This window comes from Pseudomonas sp. MWU13-2517, assembly GCF_023242545.1.
Lineage (GTDB): Bacteria > Pseudomonadota > Gammaproteobacteria > Pseudomonadales > Pseudomonadaceae > Aquipseudomonas.
Window position 1 is genome coordinate 261,901 of sequence record NZ_JALMFA010000002.1, and the last position, 21,073, is coordinate 282,973.

The window sequence follows — 21,073 nt, forward strand, 5'->3', positions numbered from 1 at the left end:
ATGTCGGAAGCGATGTGCTCAATTATTGTTCCCGTGTTCAATGTGCATGAGTTTTTGCAGAGGTGCTTGGTAAGTTTAAAGGCTCAGACTTATAAAAATATTGAAATTATAATTGTTGATGACGGCTCCACCGACGGATCTCTGGAGGTCTGCAAAGAATTTTTTGCGCATGACCAAAACGTAAAATTTTTAGAACAACTCAATAGTGGACAAGGCGTGGCGCGCAATCTGGGTATGCGCGTCGCCTCGGGGGAGTACATTGTTTTTGTTGACGCAGATGACTGGATTGATAAAGACCTGTGCTTAGACTTAGTCTCGCGCATGACAGAGGAACGGTTGGATTTCATTAGTTTTGGTCTTGACTTTGTCACGCAAGACGAGAAGATTGTGCACGAAATCAGCCGTTTCCGCTTTGAAACACTGTCGGGGGATGCCATCTTCAAAGCGGCAATGTTAGATGATGCGGTTTTATCAAGTCCCGTCAACAAGATGTACCGCCGTTCATTTTTACGAGAGCACTCAATTGAGTTTCCAGCGGTCCGCGCCTGTGAGGACATGTATTTTTCCAGGGCGGTCTCTTTTTTCTCATCGCATACAGCATTTGTTTCTAAAGTTTATTACCACGCCTTGGTTAGAAATAATAGTACCAGCCGCTCTATTAGTTGGGTGTTTTTTAACTCGCTGATAGAGGTCATTCGATTGGAATCCATCTTTCTTGAAAAAAATGGCGTGGCGCAACAATACTATCATTTATTCCTTGCTCATGTGTCCAAGCAAATTTCCCATGCGTTGGTGCTCGCCGCTTTTCGTATGCCGGCGTATGCGGAGTACAACAGCGTAGCAGTTAAGCTAATTGGGCTTCCTGAGATGAATCTGGCCAATAGCCCAGACGTTCAGGCATTACTTGGAATTAAACACAAGGCGGTGTTGAGACTGGCCACGTGTCCGCGGCTGCTGCGTTTAATTGCTAAAAGTTTGAAACTCATTAACTATTCTCCTTACTAATTTATAGGTTAACTATTGTGCTGAAAGTATATGGTTTTAGAGGGCTTTTGAAGCTGCTCTGTGACGTAGTGTATAGCAGGCTATTTTACCCAAGCGCGCGTATTGTGCGACGTCCGTTTTATATGCGTGGTGCGCGGCATGTATCGATCGGTAAGGGGTTTACTACCGGGGTAAGCTGTAGAATTGACGCTTTCCCCGAAAAGGCTGGCACGTGTATCCATATTGGTAAGGATGTACAAATCAATGATTACGTGCACTTGGGCAGTGTTGAGTCGATCACAATCGGCGACAGGGTATTGATCGCGAGCAAGGTCTTTATCAGTGACCACAACCACGGTGTGTATAAAGGCAGCGAAGCCCATTCCTCTCCTTTTGAGAGCCCTATCGAGCGCAAGCTCGTGTCTGCTCCTATCGTTATTGAGGACGATGTGTGGCTTGGTGAGTTCGTGTGTGTGCTGCCGGGTGTGACTATCGGACGAGGCAGTATTATCGGTGCCATGTCGGTAGTGACGCGCACCATTCCGCCAATGTGTATTGCGGTAGGGTCGCCGGCTAAGGTGATAAAAACCTATGACATCGCCAGCTCATCGTGGGTGGAGGTATGAGCGCATTGAGTACCGCGCCCACCAAGGCGCGCGTGGCAGTATTAATGGCGGCCTATAACGGCACCCAATGGCTGCAAGAGCAGGTTGACTCAATTCTTGGTCAGCAAGGTGTCGACGTTACATTGTTTGTAAGTGTCGATGTATCGTCAGATAACACTGAGCAATGGGTGACTTTACTCAGCGAGGCTGACGCACGCGTTATTCCATTGCCCTATGGTCTTAAGTTTGGCGGGGCGGCGAAAAACTTCTTTCGTTTGATTCGTGATGTAGATTTCAGTGGTTATGACTATATTTCCTTCGCTGATCAAGACGATATCTGGGTCGCCGACAAACTCGTATCAGCGCATCAAAAGCTTTCCAATCCCAGTGTGTCGGCTTACTCGGGTAACGTCACGGCGTTTTGGCCCGACGGCCGCCAAGTGGTCTTGAATAAGGCACAAGCACAACAAACGTATGACTTCATTTTTGAGGCTGCGGGCCCAGGCTGTAGTTATGTATTGAAGGTGGCAGAGGCGAGTGCCTTCAAACAGTTTCTTGTGGATAACTGGTCCGCGGCGAATAATGTATCTCTGCATGATTGGTTGATGTACGCTTGGTTTCGTGCCAAGGGCTTGGTGTGGTTTATCGATCCTTGCCCAAAGATATTGTACCGTCAGCACTCTAATAATCAGGTAGGCGCAAATCAGGGCTTAAAAGCGCTTATGGCTCGCCTGTCGTTGATGCGTTCCGGTTGGTACAGAGCTGAGATAGCCAAAATTAGCCAGCTGTTGTCAGCAGATCTGCCGCAACTGCCTGCCGAGTTAAAAGCTTCCGGTAAAGTTCCGTTAAGTTTCCTGGTGAAGAACTTCAATTGCACACGGCGTCGACTTCGTGATCGTTTTCTTTTAGCGATCGTGATCATTTTAGGAATTTATTAGTGCGAGGGCTACGCTGATGAATAGCGTATTTGTGACGGGGGCGTCGGGTTTTGTTGGTCGGGCATTAGTCGAACGGTTAGTCGCCGATAATATTCCCTGTGTGGCGGCGGTACGACGACACGTTGATTCAATTCCTGCGTCTGTGAAAACGGTAAATTTTGACTCGTTGGACGAATCGGTTGACTGGTCGACGGCGTTGGTTGGCCAAGAGGTTGTCGTTCATTGCGCGGCGCGCGTGCATGTGATGAACGATACTGTGATGGACCCGCTTGCCGAATTTCGTAAGGTCAACGTTGGCGGCACTCTGCACCTCGCGGCACAAGCTGCGGCGGCAGGCGTTAAGCGGTTTGTGTTTATCAGCTCGATCAAAGTAAACGGCGACGGCACTCTGCCAGGCAGCCCTTATAAGGCTGACGATGCGCCTTGCCCCACCGACCCGTATGGCGTGTCGAAGAGGGAAGCCGAAGACGGGCTTCGTGCCCTGGCTGAAAAGACCGGCATGCAGGTCGTCATTATTCGCCCGGTACTGGTATACGGCCCAGGCGTTAAGGCCAATTTCCTAAGCATGATGCGTTGGTTGGACAGGGGCGTTCCTTTACCGTTTGGCGCTATAGGTAACTGCCGCAGTCTGGTCGCGATCAATAACCTGGTTGATCTGATCGTGACGTGTATTGCACACCCGGCAGCGGCTAATCAGACCTTTCTGGTCAGTGACGGGCAGGATTTATCAACCACGGGCCTGCTGAAAAAAATGGCCAAAGCGTTGAATAAACGTGCTTATCTTCTTCCCGTGCCTGGTTGTATGTTGAAAGTTACTGCCGCGGCTGTCGGAAAAAAGGATCTGTCGCAGCGACTATTGGGTTCGTTGCAGGTCGATATTGCTAAGACCAAAACGGTTCTGCAATGGCAGCCTCCGGTGACGGTTGATGCAGCGCTTAGAGCAACGGCTTTACATTATTTGGAACTTAAAAAACAATGATTTTCCGGTCTCTAGCTATCGTCGTTGTTCTGCTGTCGCTCGTGCTGACCGGCGCGTTAAGGCGTTACGCTTTGTCGAGAAGCATTATGGACATCCCCAATGCAAGGAGCTCGCATTCGGTCGCTACCCCGCGCGGTGGAGGCGTGGCCATCGTGCTGGCGTTTCTTTTGTGCTTGCCGGTACTCGGGTACTTAAACCTGGTTGCCCTAGAGGTGCTGATTGGCTTGGGATGTGCGGCCGCGTTAATCGCGATTATCGGGTTTATGGATGATCATGGTCATATCGCGGCGCGCTGGCGTCTGCTCGGTCATTTTTGCGCTGCAGCGTGGGCGCTTTTTTGGCTCGGTGGGCTTCCGCCGCTTCAGTTAATGGGCGTCAGTGTTGATTTTGGCTGGGTAGGCCACTTCTTGGCAGCGTTCTATTTAGTCTGGATGCTGAATTTATATAACTTTATGGATGGCATTGACGGTATCGCCAGCGTCGAAGCTATATGTGCCTGTCTTGGCGCTTGTTTACTGTACTGGTTTGTCGGGTTGCCCCAGCTGATTTGGTTGCCTTTTTTACTAGCTATGGCTGTTATAGGGTTCCTTTTTTGGAACTTCCCCCCCGCGCGAATTTTTATGGGCGACGCTGGCAGCGGTTTTTTGGGCATTGTGCTGGGGATTATCTCTATTCAGGCGGCCTGGACGTCGTCACATCTCTTTTGGTCCTGGTTGATCCTGCTCGGGGTATTCGTAGTTGATGCGACCTACACCCTGGCTCGTCGCTTAATGCGCGGTGATAAAATTTACGAGGCTCATCGCAGCCATGCCTATCAATACGCTTCGCGGCGTTTCGGGCGTCATCGCCCGGTGACGTTGGCTGTGGCTGCGATCAACGTGGCATGGCTTATGCCTTGGGCAATCGCCGCTGCGGTATATCAGGTCGACGGCCTTGTGTGTCTGTTGCTGGCCTACCTGCCGCTGGTCGCGTTGGCGGTGAAGTTTCATGCGGGTAAGCTTGAAAACGCTTCTTAGCAGCACGGTGATATTTTCAGTCAAAAATCGCCGGGAACCGTACAATCAGGGCTGGCGCTTAATCAGTAGGAGCAGTCTGGGTGGACGAAGGGGTTATGGAGAAATTACGGACGATGCTTGTGGGCCTACCACGGCGTCAGAAACGCCTTATTCAGGTATCCACTGATGTAATCGTCGTGTGGGCGGCGTTATGGCTGGCATTTGTCGTAAGGCTTGGCATTGATGATATGGTCAATCCTCTGCGAGACCATTTGTGGCTGTTCCTTGCCGCGCCGATAGTTGCGATCCCTTTGTTCATTCGTTTTGGAATGTACAGAGCGGTCATGCGCTATTTCGGTAACGATGCGTTAATTGCGATTATCAAGGCCGTCAGCCTTTCGTCCCTGATCCTGGGCGTATTGGTGTATTGGTATAGCAATCACCAAACGGTCGTTCCGCGCTCGATTATTTTCAACTACTGGTGGCTCAGCCTGATCATGGTTGGCGGCCTGCGCTTGGCGATGCGTCAGTATTTCCTTCGTGACTGGTTTTCGACGGTTCAGCATGTTCCTTTCACCAGTCGTGAAGATGGTCTGCCGCGTGTGGCCATCTATGGTGCCGGGGCTGCGGGTAACCAACTGGTTGCCGCGCTGCGCATGGGCCGCGTGATGCGCCCGGTAGCCTTCATCGACGATGACGCGAGTATTTCCGACCGCGTGATCTCCGGTTTGCAGGTATATAAACCGAAGCACATCCAGCGCATGATCGATATAACCGGTGCTCAAGAGATTCTTTTGGCACTGCCTTCTTCAAACCGGGCGCGTCGTCGCGAAATTCTCAGTTTTCTGGAGGTTTTTCCGCTGCACGTCAGAAGCGTTCCAGGCTTCATGGATCTGGCCAGCGGGCGTGTGAAGGTTGACGATATTCAAGAGGTCGACATCGCCGACCTCTTGGGCCGCGACGCCGTACCAGCTCAGCACGAATTGCTTGAACATTGCATCAAGGGTCAGAGCGTACTTGTGACCGGCGCAGGCGGTTCTATTGGTTCCGAGCTGTGTCGGCAGATCCTGTCGCTGCGCCCGACGACCCTGTTACTTTTCGAGCACAGTGAGTTTAATCTCTACAGTATTTTGTCTGAACTTGAACAGTGCGTCGTCCGCGAGTCGCTGCCTGTGAAAGTGTTGCCAATCCTGGGGTCTGTACGCAACAAGGCCAAGCTGTTGGATGTAATGAAAACCTGGCATGTTGATACTGTTTATCATGCGGCGGCTTATAAGCACGTACCGATGGTAGAGCACAACATTGCCGAAGGCATATTGAACAATGTGATCGGTACGCTGAATACAGCTCAGGCTGCGCTTCAGGTAGGTGTCGCAAACTTTGTGTTGATTTCAACCGATAAAGCCGTTCGCCCGACTAACGTGATGGGCAGCACAAAGCGTTTGGCCGAGTTGACGCTTCAGTCGCTCAGTCGCGAAATTGCACCTGTTTTATTTGGCGAAAAATCAAACGTTTCGCACGTTAACAAGACCCGTTTTACAATGGTGCGTTTTGGCAATGTGCTGGGTTCCTCAGGTTCTGTTATTCCGCTTTTTCACAAACAGATCAAGTCGGGTGGGCCGCTGACGGTGACCCATCCGAAGATCACGCGATACTTCATGACCATTCCGGAGGCGGCTCAGTTGGTCATCCAGGCGGGTTCCATGGGCCGCGGTGGTGACGTGTTCGTGCTGGACATGGGCGAACCGGTCAAAATTGTCGAGCTGGCCGAAAAAATGATTCACCTTTCAGGTTTCAGCGTGCGCTCTGAAAAGAACCCGCATGGCGACATTTCTATCGAGTTCTCCGGCTTGCGGCCTGGTGAAAAGCTGTACGAGGAGCTGTTGATCGGTGACAACGTGGTGGCGACTCAACACCCGATGATCATGAGCGCTAACGAAGACTATCTGCCGTGGGATGTGCTTAAAGCCAAGTTGACCGAGCTGCTCGCAGCGGTGGATCAGGATGATTACACGCTTGTTCGTCAACTGCTGCGTGACACCGTGAGTGGCTACGCACCTGATGGTGAAATCGTTGACTGGATTTACCAGCAACGTCGCCTGGAACCCTGAGCACAATTGCGCTAAGTCGCTCATACTAAAACGTTGTGGAAAACAAGGCCGACATAGATCGGCCTTTTTTTTACATGATGAGCGCTGAGTGATGTAGCGGCACTTCTCTGGTATTTAGCCGAAAACTCATGAAAAGTGTCGGCCTGAAAAGCTTTGCCAATCGCGTTTAGGTATGATTGAACAATTGACTTTAAAGGAAATTTTTGATGAAAAATTGGGCCGTGGCGTTGCTGTTAAGCGCCGTTCCGTGCGTTGTAATTGCCGACCCTATCCCGGAAGTTACCGACCACCATGTAAATATCGTCACCGATGACGCGGTGGACAAGCCAAGTTCTTTGCGCGTGGTCAAGGATACGCACGGCGTATCTGATGCGGTGTTTGCTTACCACAATGCAATTGGCCCGCTTGCATCCGGCTACGGTTTTCATGCGTTGGACGAGGGTGACGGTGGGGCGGGCGGTGGTGCCATAGGCGGTGCCACCACCAGGACGACTATGGCGGATGCGATTGTCGGCAACCGACGTGCTGCCGGCCCGGGTAATGGGGTAATCGGTACTCGTTGGGAGAATGGTGACGGGTCAGGCGTTTACGGGCTGATGCGCGGAACAGGTACCGGCAGCGGTGTCACCGGTTACAAAATCCTGACGGGCGATGGTCATGGTGTTTATGGCAAAAATGAATCAGCTGACGGCTCCGGCGTTTATGGTGAGCGCTTGAACGGCGCCGGGCCTGGTTATGGCGTGCTGGGTTATGCGAAAGGCGCGGTGGGCATTGATAATGCGTCAGTTGCCGGCCTGAAAAAGTCGGGAGATTGGGGCTATTCGATCCTGGCCGACTCCAGAGGGCGAGACTCTGCACTAAGGGCATTCTCGGCAGCCAACGCAGCCAAAGCGGTTGACTCGCTCACTGACGCGACAAACAACTCGCCGGTATCAAACGCTTTCGAGCGCGCTAACGGCGTAATGGGCGTCGTCACGTCTGACTTGGTCTCAGGAGGGGGGGCACGCAACGCGCCGCTCGTGGCTAGCGAGTCACGCATTGAGCCGAACGCTGCGTCAACAGGCTTCGCGCGCGTGACCGCTATCGATGCGCGAGTGAGTAATGCAGTGAGCGGCTCCGATGACGTACGCGGTGCCAGCTCGACAGTGCTCGCAACCGATGGTAAACAAGCTACTGGCTACCGTGCGATTGTAGATGGTCGAAACGACACCAACTATGGTGTTTACGCCAACGCAATTGGCGGCAAGAGCAACTATTCCGGTTACTTTGTAGGCGATGTGCAGGCGGGCCGTGTCATGACCCCAACCGATAGCAAGTTGCAAGAGGTGCATGGTGAAGTCGATTATGCCAAAAGCATGCAGCGTGTGCTAGCCAACAAAATCTATGTGTCTGACCGCTATATTGTGTGGAAAGAAACCGACGCAAAAGGCGTCGTAACAGAGAAACGGCAGAAGATTACCAGTAATGAGACCGGTAACTTGGCCCAAGATGTTCAAAGGACTAACCCGGATGCAGTGGTGGTCAATCCTGATGGCTACCTGTCGGTGTCGGATCGTGAAGAGCTTTATCAACTTAAAGCGGCAGTGATCTATTTGACCCGCCAGCTTGAAGCCAAAGGCATCAATGTAGCACCACACTAATCAGCAGGCGGCTTTTTGGTCGCTATAATGAATGCCCCCTTCATAACGGATAAGAAGGCTTTGCGAGGGTGTTTATCACTTAATGTGAAAGTATTGAACTCATGTTTTGTAACTTAGCTGTTTTTGACTAATCCATGCAATTGCCTAGATTTGAGAGGCAGCTTCGGAAAGCTGCTTTCTTATAACGATGTCATGGAGCGTCACCAATGCAAAACACTTACTTGTCGTCCCTGGTCTTCGCCTTGCTCACCACTCTCTCTGTTGTCGCCAACGCAGCCCCGTCTATCAAGCCGGAAACCGCAACGCCTATCACCGTTCAGATGAACAAAGTCGAACAGTTCACCAAGGTCAACCTGAACTCCGCCGACGCCGAGGTGTTGCGCCGTGACCTGTTCGGCATCGGTGCCGCCAAGGCCAAGGCGATCATTGCCTACCGCGAAAGTAATGGCCCGTTCACGGCGGTGGATGAGTTGCTTGAAGTAAAGGGCATCGGCAAGGCATTGCTGGAGAAAAATCGCGACAGGCTTATTATTAATTAAGGATGTAAAAATTCGTCTAGAAGGCCGGTCATTGACCGGTCTTTTTATTTTCTGAACCCCGTGACGTTGGCACGAATACTGATTACGTTTGGAGTGAAAATGGTTCAACCATTACGCTCTAATAAACAGGCGGCAGACGAGGCCATGAGCTTGTACTTGAATGATTCGGAGTGCCCGTCTTGGCGCTGTTTACCTAGCCCTGATTGAGGATCTGCAGCATGTACGAAGACTATCCGGCCGCTTACCAAGTCAGTAAAGGCTCAGCATTGCAGGTTGATACGGCGTTCTATGAGCGTATTCGTGATCGCAAGGATCAGCGCACGTTGATTGAGCAGTTCGAGGTACCGATTCGTACGGGGAGGGCGTGGAAAGTGCCGGCCGGGCATGTGTTCCGTGTCACGACGCCGGTGGGGCCGCAGGTGGGTGACTTCAACGTGTGGAATGCCAATGACCCGCGCGAACGTCTGTGGGCCGCACGTACGAGACAATTACAGGGCGCGCATGTCAGCACCCACGACCGTTTGTGGTCCAACCTGCCATTTTTAAGACCACTGGTGACGATCACCGATGACAGCCTGGCCAGTTATGGCATCGATGAACACGGTGGTCGTTTGCATGATTTGCTTGGCACGCGCTGCGACCCGTATGTGAACCGCATGCTGACCGGTGAAGACTTCCATCATCATTGCCACTCGAACCTCACGCGTGCGGTATTGCCCCACGGCCTGACGGAATTCGACGTGCATGACGTGCTGAATATCTTCCAGTGCACCGGCCTCAATCATGACGATATGTACTTCATGAAAGCCTGTCCGGCGCAGAAGGGGGACTATCTGGAATTTTTCGCCGAGATTGATCTGCTGTGCGCACTGTCGACCTGCCCTGGCGGGGACCTCTCACTGCCGATGTGGGGGCCGGAAGCGCAGGACCCGTTGAAGGTCTGTCGTCCGCTGGGTGTCGAAATCTACCGCCTGGAGGATGAGTTACTGAACGGCTGGACTCAGCCTGAACGTGCTGCCTACAGAGGGCAGCACGGTTTGCACATGGCCAAGGCGGCCTGGGAGTAAGCCGGCTTAGCGATCCTGCGCATCCTTGGCATCCGCCTGGGCGTTGCGCTCGGCCACGCGCTTGCGTTGTTCGTCGGTGAGTTCCACTTTGTTGGCGCTGTCACGCAGCATCATCAGCCCACCGACGATCGACCCGATCGCCACCACTAAAATCAACCACGCATACCACGGCATAAGGCTCTCCTTGAGGCAGATTGCCGTGGGAGAACTTTCCCACGGGAATAACTGCTTTGAGTGACGGGCTTTCTTACTAGTTCAGTGTAGGCCCGTTCTGCCTCAGTAGATCAGAGCCCCGTCAGCATTGCATCTGCCGGTGCATCGGCGCGGTCCTGTGCGGTCATCTGGAAGTACACGAACCCCACCAGCATGAACCCCAGGAAGATCAGCCCGATCAGCGCATTGAACCAGACCATGGCCACCAGGCACACCACCGCCAGCACCAGCGCGATGCCCGGCACGATGGGGTAGCCCGGCGCGCGGAAGGTGCGTTCCAGAAGCGGCTCGGTCTTACGCAGTTTGAACAGGCTGAGCATGCTCATGATGTACATCACGATTGCTCCGAACACTGCCATGGTGATCATCGCCGCTGTCAGTGTCATGCCGCCCAGATTGATCAGGCCATCACTGTAGATCGCGGCGATGCCGACCACGCCACCGGCGATGATTGCCCGGTGCGGTGTCTGGAAACGTGACAGTTTGGCCAGGAAAGACGGCAAGTAGCCGGCACGCGCCAGGGCAAAGAACTGACGCGAGTAGCCGAGGATGATGCCGTGAAAACTTGCCACCAGGCCGAACAGACCGATCCACACCAGCATGTGCAGCCAGCCGGAGCCGTTACCCACCACCGCTTTCATGGCTTGAGGCAGCGGGTCGTTGATATTCGAGAGTGCACGCCAGTCGCCCACTCCACCGGCAAAGAACATCACGCCCATGGCGAGGATCACCAGCGTCAGGATGCCGCTGATGTAGGCTTTTGGGATGGTGCGCTTAGGATCTTTCGCTTCTTCAGCCGCCATGGCGGCACCTTCGATGGCCAGGAAGAACCAGATGGCGAAGGGGATCGCCGCAAACATCCCGGCAATCGCCGGAGCGCCGAAAGTATCCGCACCGGCCCAGCCATTGAGGGCAAAGTTGCTGAAGCTGAATGCCGGCGCGACCACGCCCATGAACACCAGCAATTCGGCGACCGCCAGCACACACACCACCAGTTCGAACGTGGCGGCAAGTTTCACACCGAGAATGTTCAGGCCCATGAACACGATGTAGGCACCGACGGCCGCATGTTTCGGGTCCAGTGCGGGGAACTGCACATTCAGGTAAGCACCAATGGCCAAAGCGATGGCGGGAGGCGCAAACACAAACTCAATCAAGGTCGCGAGCCCGGCGATCAAACCGCCTTTTTCACCAAAGGCACGACGGCTGTAGGCAAACGGCCCGCCGGCATGAGGAATCGCAGTTGTCAGCTCGGTGAAACTGAAGATAAAGCAGGTGTACATCGCCGCGACCATCAGCGACGTCACCAGAAAGCCGAGCGTGCCTGCCACGCCCCAGCCGTAGCTCCAGCCGAAGTATTCGCCGGAAATCACTAACCCGACCGCGATGCCCCACAGGTGCAAGGTGCCCAGCGTGGGTTTGAGTTGTGTGTTCATTGTGTGGTGCTCCCTGAACCGGTTGGAATGATTCAAGGTGTTGCAGCGGCCATGCCAGCCTGAGAATCATTGTCGTAAAGCCGCGCTGTTGTCGTTCGGGGGACGGTTTGGCGTTTGAATGTCGGCCGAGACGCACCAGAGAAGTGCGCGGGTGCATTGGCTGGCGCCATCGAGAGCAAACCCGCACATTTGACCGAGCTGTCATGGCAAGCACTGATCAACATGTGGGCGTGGGCGTGAACGCGCGATGAGGCCCGCCCAGCCGCTACAAATCCCTGCGTAAACCGCGCATAAAGCCACTCTTTACGCCGTCTTTACGCCCCGCCCGTGTCCTCGCTCTCGTTCCTTTACGCCCCTCCTGCGGACAATTGCCCTACACGCGGCAATCGCCGCAAAACGGAGAGACTTCCATGAGCGTTCTGGACGGGGTGTCACTGCTATTGGCCGTGGCACTGTTCATTTATCTGCTGGTTGCGCTGCTACGCGCGGATCGGAACTAGGAGCGGGCTATGCACAGTTATGACTATTGGCTGATCATCGCCTTTTTTGCCGTGGTGCTGGTGCCGGCACCGTTCCTCGGGCGGTTCTACTACAAGGTGATGGAAGGCCAGCGCACTTGGTTGAGCCCGGTTTTAGCGCCTGTGGAAAAAGCCTGCTATCGCCTGTCGGGCGTAGATGAGCACCAGGAACAGAGCTGGCAGAAGTACACGCTGGCGCTGATCGCGTTCAACCTGGCCGGCTTTGTGTTGCTGTTCGCGATCCTGATGTTCCAGGACTACCTCCCACTGAACCCGCAGAAATTGCCGGGCCAGGAATGGACGCTGGCCTTCAATACCGCGGTCAGTTTCATGACCAATACCAACTGGCAGAACTACAGCGGTGAAGCCTCCCTGAGCTACCTCAGCCAGATGGCCGGCCTGACCGTGCAGAACTTCGTCAGCGCCGCCACCGGTCTGGCCGTCCTGGTCGCGCTCTGCCGTGGGATCGGTCGCAAGTCCACCAAGACCCTGGGCAACTTCTGGGTCGACATGACCCGCGCCACCCTTTATGGCCTGTTGCCGTTGTGCCTGGTGTTGGCGTTGTTCCTGGTCTGGCAGGGCGTTCCGCAAACCTTCGCCCATTACGTTGACGCGGTGACGATGCAGGGCGTGGATCAAGTGATTCCGCTCGGCCCGGCCGCCAGCCAGATTGCAATTAAACAATTGGGCACCAACGGTGGTGGCTTCTTCGGCGTCAACTCGGCGCACCCTTTCGAAGATCCGACAGCCTGGGCCAACCTGTTTGAATTGGCCGCGATCATCCTGATCCCGGTGGCGCTGGTGTTCACCTTCGGTCACTACGTCAAAGACCTGCGTCAGAGCCGCGCGATCCTGGGCTGCATGCTGGCCCTGTTCCTGATTGGCGGCGCCACTTCGCTGTGGGCCGAATACCAGCCCAACCCGGCCCTGAACAACCCCGCCGTTGAGCAAACCGCACCGCTTGAAGGCAAAGAAGCGCGCTTCGGCACCACTGGCACCGTGTTGTGGTCGGTGACCACCACGGCAGCGTCCAACGGTTCGGTCAACGGCATGCAAGACAGCCTCAACCCCCTGAGCGGGATGGTGGCGTTGGTCAACATGATGGTCGGCGAAGTGATCTTCGGCGGCGTTGGTGCGGGCCTGTACGGCATGTTGCTCAACGTCTTGATCGCGGTGTTCCTCGCCGGGCTGATGATCGGCCGTACCCCGGAATACCTGGGCAAGAAGCTGCAGGCCAAGGAGGTGCAATTACTCGTGGTGACCTTACTGGTCATGCCGGTGGGTGTATTGGTTCTCGGCGCTGTGGCTGCCAGCCTGCCTGGGCCGGCCGGCGCCATCAGCAACCCTGGGCCTCACGGTTTCAGCCAGTTGCTCTACGCCTATACCTCGGCGAGCGCTAACAACGGCTCGGCGTTCGGCGGCTTCAGTGGCAATACCCCGTTCCATAACCTGATGTTGGGCCTGGGTATGTTGATCGGTCGTTTCGGCTACATCCTCCCGGTACTGGCCCTGGCCGGTAGCCTGGCGATGAAGAAAACCGCGCCGATTGGCCAGAACAGCTTCCCCACCCACGGCCCGCTGTTCGTGACGTTGCTGACCGTGACCATCTTGCTGGTGGGCGGCCTGACTTTCCTGCCGACGCTGGCGTTGGGCCCCATCGCCGAACACTTGAGCATGGGCTTCTGATAAGGGGTTATGACAATGAATATGCCTGCAAAAAATGCGGCCCCCGTGGCCACTCATGAACCCGCCAAGACCGCCATCTCCGCCCTCTGGCGCCCGGCGCTGGGCCAGGCTTTCGTCAAGCTGGACCCTCGGCAACTGCAACGCTCGCCGGTCATGCTGGTGGTTGAACTGACCGCCATTCTTACGACCGTACTGTGCTTCGTGCCCGACACCGCCGTGCCGACTTTTGTCGCCGTGCAAATCGCGGTGTGGCTGTGGTTCACCGTGTTGTTCGCCAACTTCGCCGAAGCCTTGGCCGAAGGTCGCGGCAAGGCCCGCGCCGACAGCCTCAAGGCCGGCAGCGAAGGGCTGAGCGCACGCCGTAAAGAGGCCGATGGCAGCTTCAAGGTGGTGCCGGCCACCAGTCTGCGCAAAGGCGATGTGGTACGCGTTGCCGCCGGCGAAATGATCCCCGGTGACGGCGAGGTCATCGAAGGGATCGCGGCGGTCAACGAGGCGGCGATCACTGGCGAATCCGCACCGGTGATCCGCGAGTCCGGCGGTGACCGTTCGGCCGTCACCGGCAACACGCGCCTGGTGTCCGACTGGCTGCTGATCCGTATCACCGCCAACCCCGGCGAGTCCACGCTGGACCGCATGATCGCGCTGGTGGAAGGCGCCAAGCGCCAGAAAACCCCCAACGAAGTCGCGCTGGACATCCTGCTGATCGGCCTGACCCTGATTTTCCTGTTGGTGGTGGTCACCCTGCAGCCGTTCGCCCACTTCGCCAATGGCAGCTTGCCGCTGGTGTTCCTGGTCGCATTGCTGGTGACACTGATTCCTACGACCATTGGTGGTTTGTTGTCGGCCATCGGTATCGCGGGCATGGACCGTCTGGTGCGTCTGAATGTGATTGCCAAGTCCGGCCGTGCCGTGGAAGCGGCGGGGGACGTGCATGTACTGCTGTTGGACAAGACCGGCACCATCACCTTCGGTAACCGCCGTTGCGCGGCGGTGCTGGCGGCGCCTGGCGTGAGCGGTCGGGAATTGGCCGAAGGTGCATTGCTGGCCTCCCTGGCGGATGACACCGCGGAAGGCAAATCCATCGTCGAATACCTGCGCGCCTTGCACCCACAGGCGGAACCGCACCCGGATGAACTGACCGGCGTGCCGTTCAGTGCCGAAACCCGCTTGTCCGGTGTCGACTACCAAGGCCGCGTATTCCGCAAAGGCGCGGTGGATTCGCTGCTGGCGTTTATCGGCCAGCAACGGAGCGATCTGCAACCGGCCATGTCGCGGGAAATCGACAAGATCGCCCAGAGCGGCGGCACCCCGTTGTTGGTGTGCGCCGACGGCAAATTGCTCGGTGCGATCCACCTCAAAGACGTGGTCAAGCCCGGCATTCGCGAGCGTTTCGCCGAGCTGCGCAAACTGGGCATCCGCACGGTGATGGTCACCGGCGACAACCCGCTGACTGCCGCAGCGATTGCCGCCGAAGCGGGTGTGGATGACGTGCTGGCCGAAGCCACGCCGGAGAAGAAACTCGCCCGTATACGCCACGAGCAGAACGACGGCCGATTGGTGGCGATGTGCGGCGACGGCGCCAACGACGCCCCGGCGCTGGCCCAGGCGGACGTCGGCATGGCGATGAACGACGGCACCCAGGCCGCCCGCGAAGCCGCCAATATGGTCGATCTCGACAGCGACCCGACCAAGCTGCTGGACGTGGTGCAAATCGGCAAAGAGTTGCTGGTCACCCGTGGCGCGCTGACCACCTTTTCCATCGCCAACGACGTGGCCAAGTACTTTGCGATCCTGCCGGCGCTGTTCGCTTCGATCTACCCGCAATTGGGCGTGCTCAACGTCATGCACTTGCAGAGCCCGCAAAGCGCGATTCTCTCGGCAATCGTGTTCAACGCGCTGATCATCGTGGTGCTGATTCCCCTGGCGCTGCGCGGTGTGCGCGTGCAGGCGGCCAGTGCGGCGGCGTTGCTGCGGCGCAACCTGCTGATCTACGGGCTGGGCGGGATTCTGGTGCCGTTCGTGGGTATCAAGGCGATCGACATGCTGTTGACCGCACTGCACCTGGTGTAACTCGCCCCATTAATTTCTCGATTTATTGAGGATGTGAAGATGACTAACATGATCCGCCCGGCCCTAAGCCTGCTGGTCCTCATGACCCTGATCACCGGCGTGGCTTACCCCTTGGTCGTCACCGGTTTCGCCCAAGTTGCGTTTCCCGCGCAGGCCAATGGCAGCCTGGTACGCGATGACAGCGGCAAGGTCCGCGGCTCCAGCCTGATCGCCCAGGATTTTACCGGTGACGGCTGGTTCCATCCGCGCCCATCGGCCGGTGCCTTTGCGACGGTTTCCAGCAGCGCCAGCAACCTCGGCCCAAGCAACCCGGCGTTGGCGACGCGCATCGTTGATGATGCGCACAAGCAGTGGGTGCCGAGCCAGGGACCGGTACCTTTGGCATCGCTGACTACCTCCGGCAGCGGTCTTGATCCACACTTGCCACCGCAGGCGATTGCCTATCAACTGGCGCGGGTGGCAGCCGCGCGGAATGTGCCGGTGTCGACTTTGCAACGGTTGCTGGATGAGCACATCGAAAGCCCGTTGGTGGGTCCGCCGGTGGTGAATGTGCTGGCGCTGAACATGGCCCTGGAAAAGCTCTGAACCCTTGTGGAAGGGGGCTTGCGGCCGATCAGCGGTGTATCAGCGCCTGGCCCGCCGCTATCGGGAGCAAGGCCCCACCCCGAGTTGTTTTCATTGAGCCTGATTACGTAAATACCTGAAGGACACTGCCCGCATGAGCGACTCCGGCCGCGCCGATGCCCTGTTAGCCGAACTGCCCCGGGACGGCCGTGGCCGGCTCAAAGTTTTCCTCGGTGCCGCGCCGGGCGTGGGCAAGACCTACGCCATGCTCCAGGCCGCCCACACCCAGTTGCGCCAAGGCGTGCGGCTGATCGCCGGGGTGGTCGAAACCCATGGCCGCGCCGAGACCGAAGCCCTGCTCAGTGGCCTGCCGCAGCAACCCTTGGTGCGCAGCGAATACCTCGGTGTGGTGCTCGAAGAAATGGACCTCGACGGCCTGCTTGCCGCCAAGCCCAAGCTGGTGCTGGTGGACGAGTTGGCCCACAGCAACGCCCCCGGCAGCCGTCACGAAAAGCGCTGGCAGGACATCCAGGAACTGCTCGCCGCCGGCATCAACGTGTTCACCACGGTCAACGTCCAGCACCTGGAAAGCCTCAACGACCAGGTACGTGGCATCACCGGCGTGCAAGTGCGCGAGACGCTGCCGGACTGGGTGCTGCAAGAGGCGGACGAATTGCTGTTGATAGACCTGCCATCCCGTGAGCTGCTGGAGCGTTTGCGCGACGGCAAGGTCTACGTGCCCGAACAGGCCCGCGCGGCGATCGATGCGTTTTTCACCCAGACCAACCTGATGGCTCTGCGCGAGTTGGCGATGCAAACCGCTGCCGCTCACGTCGATGACGATTTGGCTCAAGGCTATCGTCAGCTCGGCCAGGCGGCACCGACGGTACGCGGGCGTTTGTTGGTGGGGGTGGATGGTGATGCCCAGGCCGAACGTTTGGTGCGGCATGCCAGCCGCGTGGCCCAGCGTCGGCATTTACCCTGGAGCCTGGTGCATGTCGACAACGGGCGCGCGCGGGATGAGCAATCGCGCCTGCGCCTGCAGAACGCGCAACAACTGGCTGAGCGGCTCGGCGGTGAGGTTGTGTTGTTGCGGGCGGGGGAAGTGGCGAAAACGCTGATTCAGCATGCCGCCGAACGCCGCGCCAGCCTGTTGCTGGTGGGGCAGTCGCGGATGCGGTGGCGGCGCCGGTTGTTTGGGGGCGGCCTGGCGGCGCGCTTGCTGCGCAATGCGCGGGGCCTGGAAATCAACGTGCTCGACAGCGACGACATGCCCGCACCGCCACGCCTGCCGGACGTGCGCGGGCTGGTCTGGTTCGACTACGGCCTGGCGGTGTTGGCGACCATCGTCGCGGCTGCGCTGGCGTGGGCGGTGGCCAGTGTGTTGCCGCTGCCGAATATTTCCCTGGTGTTTCTCGCGGCAGTATTGCTGGTGGCGGTGCGCAGCAGCCTGGGACCGTCCCTGGTGTGTGCAGTGCTGTCGTTCCTGACCTACGATTTCCTGTTTATCCCACCGAATTTCTCGTTTGCCATCCAGCGTGAAGAGGACGTGCTGACCCTGTTGTTCTTCCTGTTGATGGCGGCTTTGACCGGCAACCTTGCTGCGCGCCAACGCCGGCAACTGCAGGCCCTGCGTGATACCCAGGAAGAAACCAGCGAACTGCTTGACCTGTCGCGCAAACTGACGGCGGCCACCGATCGCCAGGCGGTGATCAGCGCCGCGGCCCATCATTTGGAAGGCTGGAGTGACCTGGACCTGTGCCTGGTCAACCGTGACGGCCAGGGCGGTTGGAAGGTCGAGACCGGTGGCCCGCTGACCCTTACCGAAGCCGAGCGCGCCGCCGCCGATTGGGCCTGGCAGCACGATCAACCGGCCGGCATGGGCACTGGCACCTTGCCGTTCGGGCGCTGGTGGTGGTGGCCGTTATCGAGCGAGGAGGGGCCCCTGGGATTGCTCGGTGTCAGCCCCAAACCGGGTCTGGAGTTGAGTGGCCAACGCCGTCGCCTGCTCACTGCGTTGAGCCAGCCGCTGGCACAGGCACTGGCACGGGCCCAGTTGGGGCAGGAACTCGAATCCGCTCGGCTGCATGGCGAAACCGAGCAGTTGCGCAGCGCCTTGCTGGCTTCGGTATCCCACGATTTGCGCACGCCGCTGACGTCCATGCGCGGTAGCATCGACAGTTTGTTGGCCCTTGGCGAAGCGATTCCTCTGGACGACCGCCGCGAGTTGCTCGAAGGCACCCGCGATGAAGCCGAGCGCCTCGACCGCTATATCCAGAACCTGCTGGACATGACGCGCCTGGGCCATGGTGCGTTGAAACTGGCGCGGGACTGGGTGTCACCCGGCGACATCGTCGGCAGTGCCCTCGGTCGTTTGCGCGCCGTGCTCGCGCCGTTGCAGGTGAGTGCCGATGTACCGGCTGAACTGCCGCTGTTGTATGTACACGCGGCGTTGATCGAACAAGCCTTGGTCAATGTGCTGGAAAATGCCGCGCGTTTTTCTCCGCCTCACGGCCGCTTGCAGTTGACCGCCGGCGTGACGGGTGAGCAGTTGTTCTTCGCGGTGGCCGATGAGGGCCCGGGGATTCCCGAGGATGAGCGTGCAAAGATTTTCGATATGTTCTACACCGCCGCTCGCGGTGACCGGGGCGGGCAGGGCACGGGTCTGGGCCTGGCGATTTGCCAGGGCATGGTTGGTGCCCACGGCGGGCATATCAGCGTGGCCGATGGCATTGACGGGCGGGGCACCTGCATCACCTTGTTCCTGCCGCTACCGACGCAGCCTGGCTTGGAGCGCGAGGCTTGAGCTACCCTCTTTTCTCCACGGATTTTGATTGGACACCATGAGCCAGACCGCGACGATTCTAGTCATTGATGACGAACCGCAGATCCGCAAGTTCTTGCGCATCAGCCTGGCCTCCCAGGGCTATAAAGTGATCGAAGCCGGCACCGGCAACGAGGGCCTGGCCCAAGCGGCACTGAGCAAGCCGGACTTGCTGGTACTTGACCTTGGCCTGCCCGACATGGACGGCCAGCAAGTGCTGCGAGAGTTTCGCGAGTGGTCGACGGTGCCGGTCCTGGTGCTGTCGGTGCGGGCCAGCGAAGGCCAGAAGGTCGAGGCCCTCGACGGTGGCGCCAATGACTACGTGACCAAGCCGTTCGGTATCCAGGAGTTTCTCGCCCGCGTGCGTGCATTGCTGCGCCAGGCGCCGGCGGGCGAGGCCCAGGAAGCTGCCTTGAATTTCGGCCCTCTGACGGTGGACCTGGCCTATCGTCGCGTCCTGCTGGACGGTGCCGAAGTGGCGCTCACCCGCAAGGAGTACGCGGTACTGGCACAGTTGGCGCGGCATCCGGGACGGGTGATTACCCAGCAGCAACTGCTCAAGGATATCTGGGGGCCTACCCATACCGAGGACAGCCACTACCTGCGCATCGTCGTGGGCCACTTGCGGCAGAAGCTGGCGGATGACCCCACTCAGCCCAGGTTCATCGTGACCGAGGCGGGTGTGGGGTATCGATTGTTGAATGCTTAGATTCTGACGAGAACCCGGTCACCGATGAGAGGGGCTGGCTGCCGATGTCAGTGCTGCTCACTCTCATACCGGTCCAGGGTATCGCTGGCGATTTGCCGCCCCAGGGCGATCAGCTCCGGCGCCTTGTAGAACTCGAAAAACCGGCACACCCGCTTCGGCACGTTGATCAGCACATCGGGCGGGTAACCGGCAATCTTGTACTGCGCCAGTGACGTTTGCATCACTTCGAAACTCTGGTTGATCAGATCCAGCAGTGACGCCGGGCCGACGTTATCGATGATGAACGAACCGGTCGCGGACTTCGGTGCGCCTTCTGTTTCCGGTGCCGCCGCAGGCTGCTGGGCTTCGGGCTCTGCCGATTCCAGCCACGGGTTGATCTCTGCCGCTTCGGCCTGCAAGGCCTCCTGTTCCAGCTTCATTAATTGTTCAGCTTGTTTGCGTCGAAACGGCAGGTGCGAGCCCAGGGATCTCGCCAGGTTGTTGAAGCGACTCTTGAACGCGGGCGGGCGTTGGATCAGCGGCAAGTGGTAGTGCTTTTGGTTGGTGGCATTGAGGTTGACCGCGATGATCAAGTCGCAATGGCTCGACACCACCGGCACGATCGGCAATGGGTTGAGCAGGCCTCCGTCCACCAGCATGCGGTTGCCCTGCATCACTGGGGTGAACAGGCTGGGAATCGCCGCTGAGGCACGCATGGCCTGGTGCAGGCAGCCCTCCTGAAACCAGATTTCCTGTTGGTTGGTCAGGTCGGTGGCGACGGCGGTGTAGGGAATGCGCAGCTCTTCGATATTGAGTTCGCCAACGATCTTGCGGATCTGCCCGAAGACTTTCTCGCCACGAATGGCACCCAGGCGAAAGCTCACATCCACCAGGCGCAGCACGTCGAGGTAGTCGAGGCTTTCAATCCAGTTTCGATACTCATCCAATTTGCCGGCTGCGTAGATCCCACCCACCACCGCGCCCATGGAACAACCGGCGATACAGGCGATGTCATAACCGCGCCGTTCGATTTCTTCGATCACGCCAATATGAGCGTATCCCCGAGCCCCCCCGGAGCCCAGTACCAAGGCCACACGTTTCTTCATGAGCTGATCCTTCGCAAAACAGTTGACCACAATGCGCTCATCCGAGTGGCGGCTCAATCTTCGTCGATGTGCGGAATATTTTTCCTGATTAGCCAGGGCGCTCGGGT

General features: G+C 57.6%; 18 protein-coding genes. 15 read left to right on the plus strand and 3 right to left on the minus strand.

What is annotated here, in order from left to right:
• The 9 genes from M5B97_RS03785 to M5B97_RS03825 all read left to right on the plus strand — a co-directional run bounded on the left by M5B97_RS03785 (position 1) and on the right by M5B97_RS03825 (position 9,858).
• The gene (locus M5B97_RS03785; RefSeq protein WP_248730786.1) at positions 1-1,005 is read left to right on the plus strand and encodes a glycosyltransferase family 2 protein; all 1,005 of its coding nucleotides are present in this window, start codon (positions 1-3) and stop codon (positions 1,003-1,005) included.
• 17 nt (positions 1,006-1,022) lie between these two features.
• Positions 1,023-1,610, plus strand: coding sequence for an acyltransferase (locus tag M5B97_RS03790; protein WP_248730787.1), 588 nt, complete (start codon positions 1,023-1,025; stop codon positions 1,608-1,610).
• Positions 1,607-2,527 (plus strand): glycosyltransferase, encoded by a 921-nt coding sequence (locus tag M5B97_RS03795; protein WP_248730788.1) that lies wholly within the window; start codon positions 1,607-1,609, stop codon positions 2,525-2,527. The genes M5B97_RS03790 and M5B97_RS03795 overlap by 4 nt, the downstream gene beginning before the upstream one ends.
• A gap of 13 nt (positions 2,528-2,540) precedes the next feature.
• Positions 2,541-3,506 carry an SDR family oxidoreductase gene (locus M5B97_RS03800; RefSeq protein WP_248730913.1) on the plus strand — a complete coding sequence of 322 codons (966 nt, stop codon included), beginning with the start codon at positions 2,541-2,543 and terminating at the stop codon, positions 3,504-3,506.
• Positions 3,503-4,522, plus strand: a complete 1,020-nt coding sequence (locus tag M5B97_RS03805) for a glycosyltransferase family 4 protein (RefSeq protein WP_248730789.1) — start codon at positions 3,503-3,505, stop codon at positions 4,520-4,522. The genes M5B97_RS03800 and M5B97_RS03805 overlap by 4 nt, the downstream gene beginning before the upstream one ends.
• A gap of 95 nt (positions 4,523-4,617) precedes the next feature.
• Complete coding sequence (locus M5B97_RS03810; protein WP_248730914.1) at positions 4,618-6,612, plus strand: nucleoside-diphosphate sugar epimerase/dehydratase; 1,995 nt, start codon at positions 4,618-4,620, stop codon at positions 6,610-6,612.
• A 206-nt stretch (positions 6,613-6,818) separates the two neighbouring features.
• The gene (locus M5B97_RS03815) at positions 6,819-8,252 is read left to right on the plus strand and encodes a hypothetical protein (protein WP_248730790.1); all 1,434 of its coding nucleotides are present in this window, start codon (positions 6,819-6,821) and stop codon (positions 8,250-8,252) included.
• 206 nt (positions 8,253-8,458) lie between these two features.
• A complete protein-coding gene (locus M5B97_RS03820; RefSeq protein WP_248730791.1) occupies positions 8,459-8,791 on the plus strand; it encodes a helix-hairpin-helix domain-containing protein in 333 nt (110 codons plus the stop codon).
• A gap of 218 nt (positions 8,792-9,009) precedes the next feature.
• The gene (locus M5B97_RS03825) at positions 9,010-9,858 is read left to right on the plus strand and encodes a DUF1989 domain-containing protein (protein ID WP_248730792.1); all 849 of its coding nucleotides are present in this window, start codon (positions 9,010-9,012) and stop codon (positions 9,856-9,858) included.
• Positions 9,859-9,864: 6 nt separating this feature from the next.
• Here M5B97_RS03825 and M5B97_RS03830 read toward each other — a convergent pair whose 3' ends face one another.
• Entirely contained in the window at positions 9,865-10,032 is a 168-nt protein-coding gene (locus tag M5B97_RS03830; RefSeq protein ID WP_012722955.1) for a DUF2897 family protein, read from the minus strand.
• 110 nt (positions 10,033-10,142) lie between these two features.
• Positions 10,143-11,507 carry an ethanolamine permease gene (gene eat, locus M5B97_RS03835; RefSeq protein WP_248730793.1) on the minus strand — a complete coding sequence of 455 codons (1,365 nt, stop codon included), beginning with the start codon at positions 11,505-11,507 and terminating at the stop codon, positions 10,143-10,145.
• Positions 11,508-11,917: 410 nt separating this feature from the next.
• Between eat and kdpF the strand changes: the two genes are divergently transcribed.
• The 6 genes from kdpF to M5B97_RS03865 all read left to right on the plus strand — a co-directional run bounded on the left by kdpF (position 11,918) and on the right by M5B97_RS03865 (position 19,881).
• The gene (gene kdpF, locus M5B97_RS03840) at positions 11,918-12,007 is read left to right on the plus strand and encodes a K(+)-transporting ATPase subunit F (protein WP_003218754.1); all 90 of its coding nucleotides are present in this window, start codon (positions 11,918-11,920) and stop codon (positions 12,005-12,007) included.
• Between the two features lie 9 nt (positions 12,008-12,016).
• A complete protein-coding gene (gene kdpA / locus M5B97_RS03845) occupies positions 12,017-13,711 on the plus strand; it encodes a potassium-transporting ATPase subunit KdpA (protein ID WP_123715175.1) in 1,695 nt (564 codons plus the stop codon).
• A gap of 9 nt (positions 13,712-13,720) precedes the next feature.
• On the plus strand, positions 13,721-15,784 hold the full coding sequence (gene kdpB / locus M5B97_RS03850; RefSeq protein ID WP_248730794.1) for a potassium-transporting ATPase subunit KdpB: 2,064 nt from the start codon (positions 13,721-13,723) through the stop codon (positions 15,782-15,784).
• A 39-nt stretch (positions 15,785-15,823) separates the two neighbouring features.
• A complete protein-coding gene (gene kdpC / locus M5B97_RS03855; protein WP_248730795.1) occupies positions 15,824-16,369 on the plus strand; it encodes a potassium-transporting ATPase subunit KdpC in 546 nt (181 codons plus the stop codon).
• Positions 16,370-16,502: 133 nt separating this feature from the next.
• Entirely contained in the window at positions 16,503-19,154 is a 2,652-nt protein-coding gene (locus M5B97_RS03860; RefSeq protein WP_248730796.1) for a sensor histidine kinase KdpD, read from the plus strand.
• 37 nt (positions 19,155-19,191) lie between these two features.
• A complete protein-coding gene (locus M5B97_RS03865; protein WP_134659778.1) occupies positions 19,192-19,881 on the plus strand; it encodes a response regulator in 690 nt (229 codons plus the stop codon).
• Between the two features lie 47 nt (positions 19,882-19,928).
• On the opposite strand, the gene M5B97_RS03870 is transcribed toward M5B97_RS03865, so the two are convergent.
• Positions 19,929-20,966 carry a patatin-like phospholipase family protein gene (locus M5B97_RS03870; RefSeq protein WP_248730797.1) on the minus strand — a complete coding sequence of 346 codons (1,038 nt, stop codon included), beginning with the start codon at positions 20,964-20,966 and terminating at the stop codon, positions 19,929-19,931.
• Positions 20,967-21,073 lie beyond the last annotated feature (107 nt).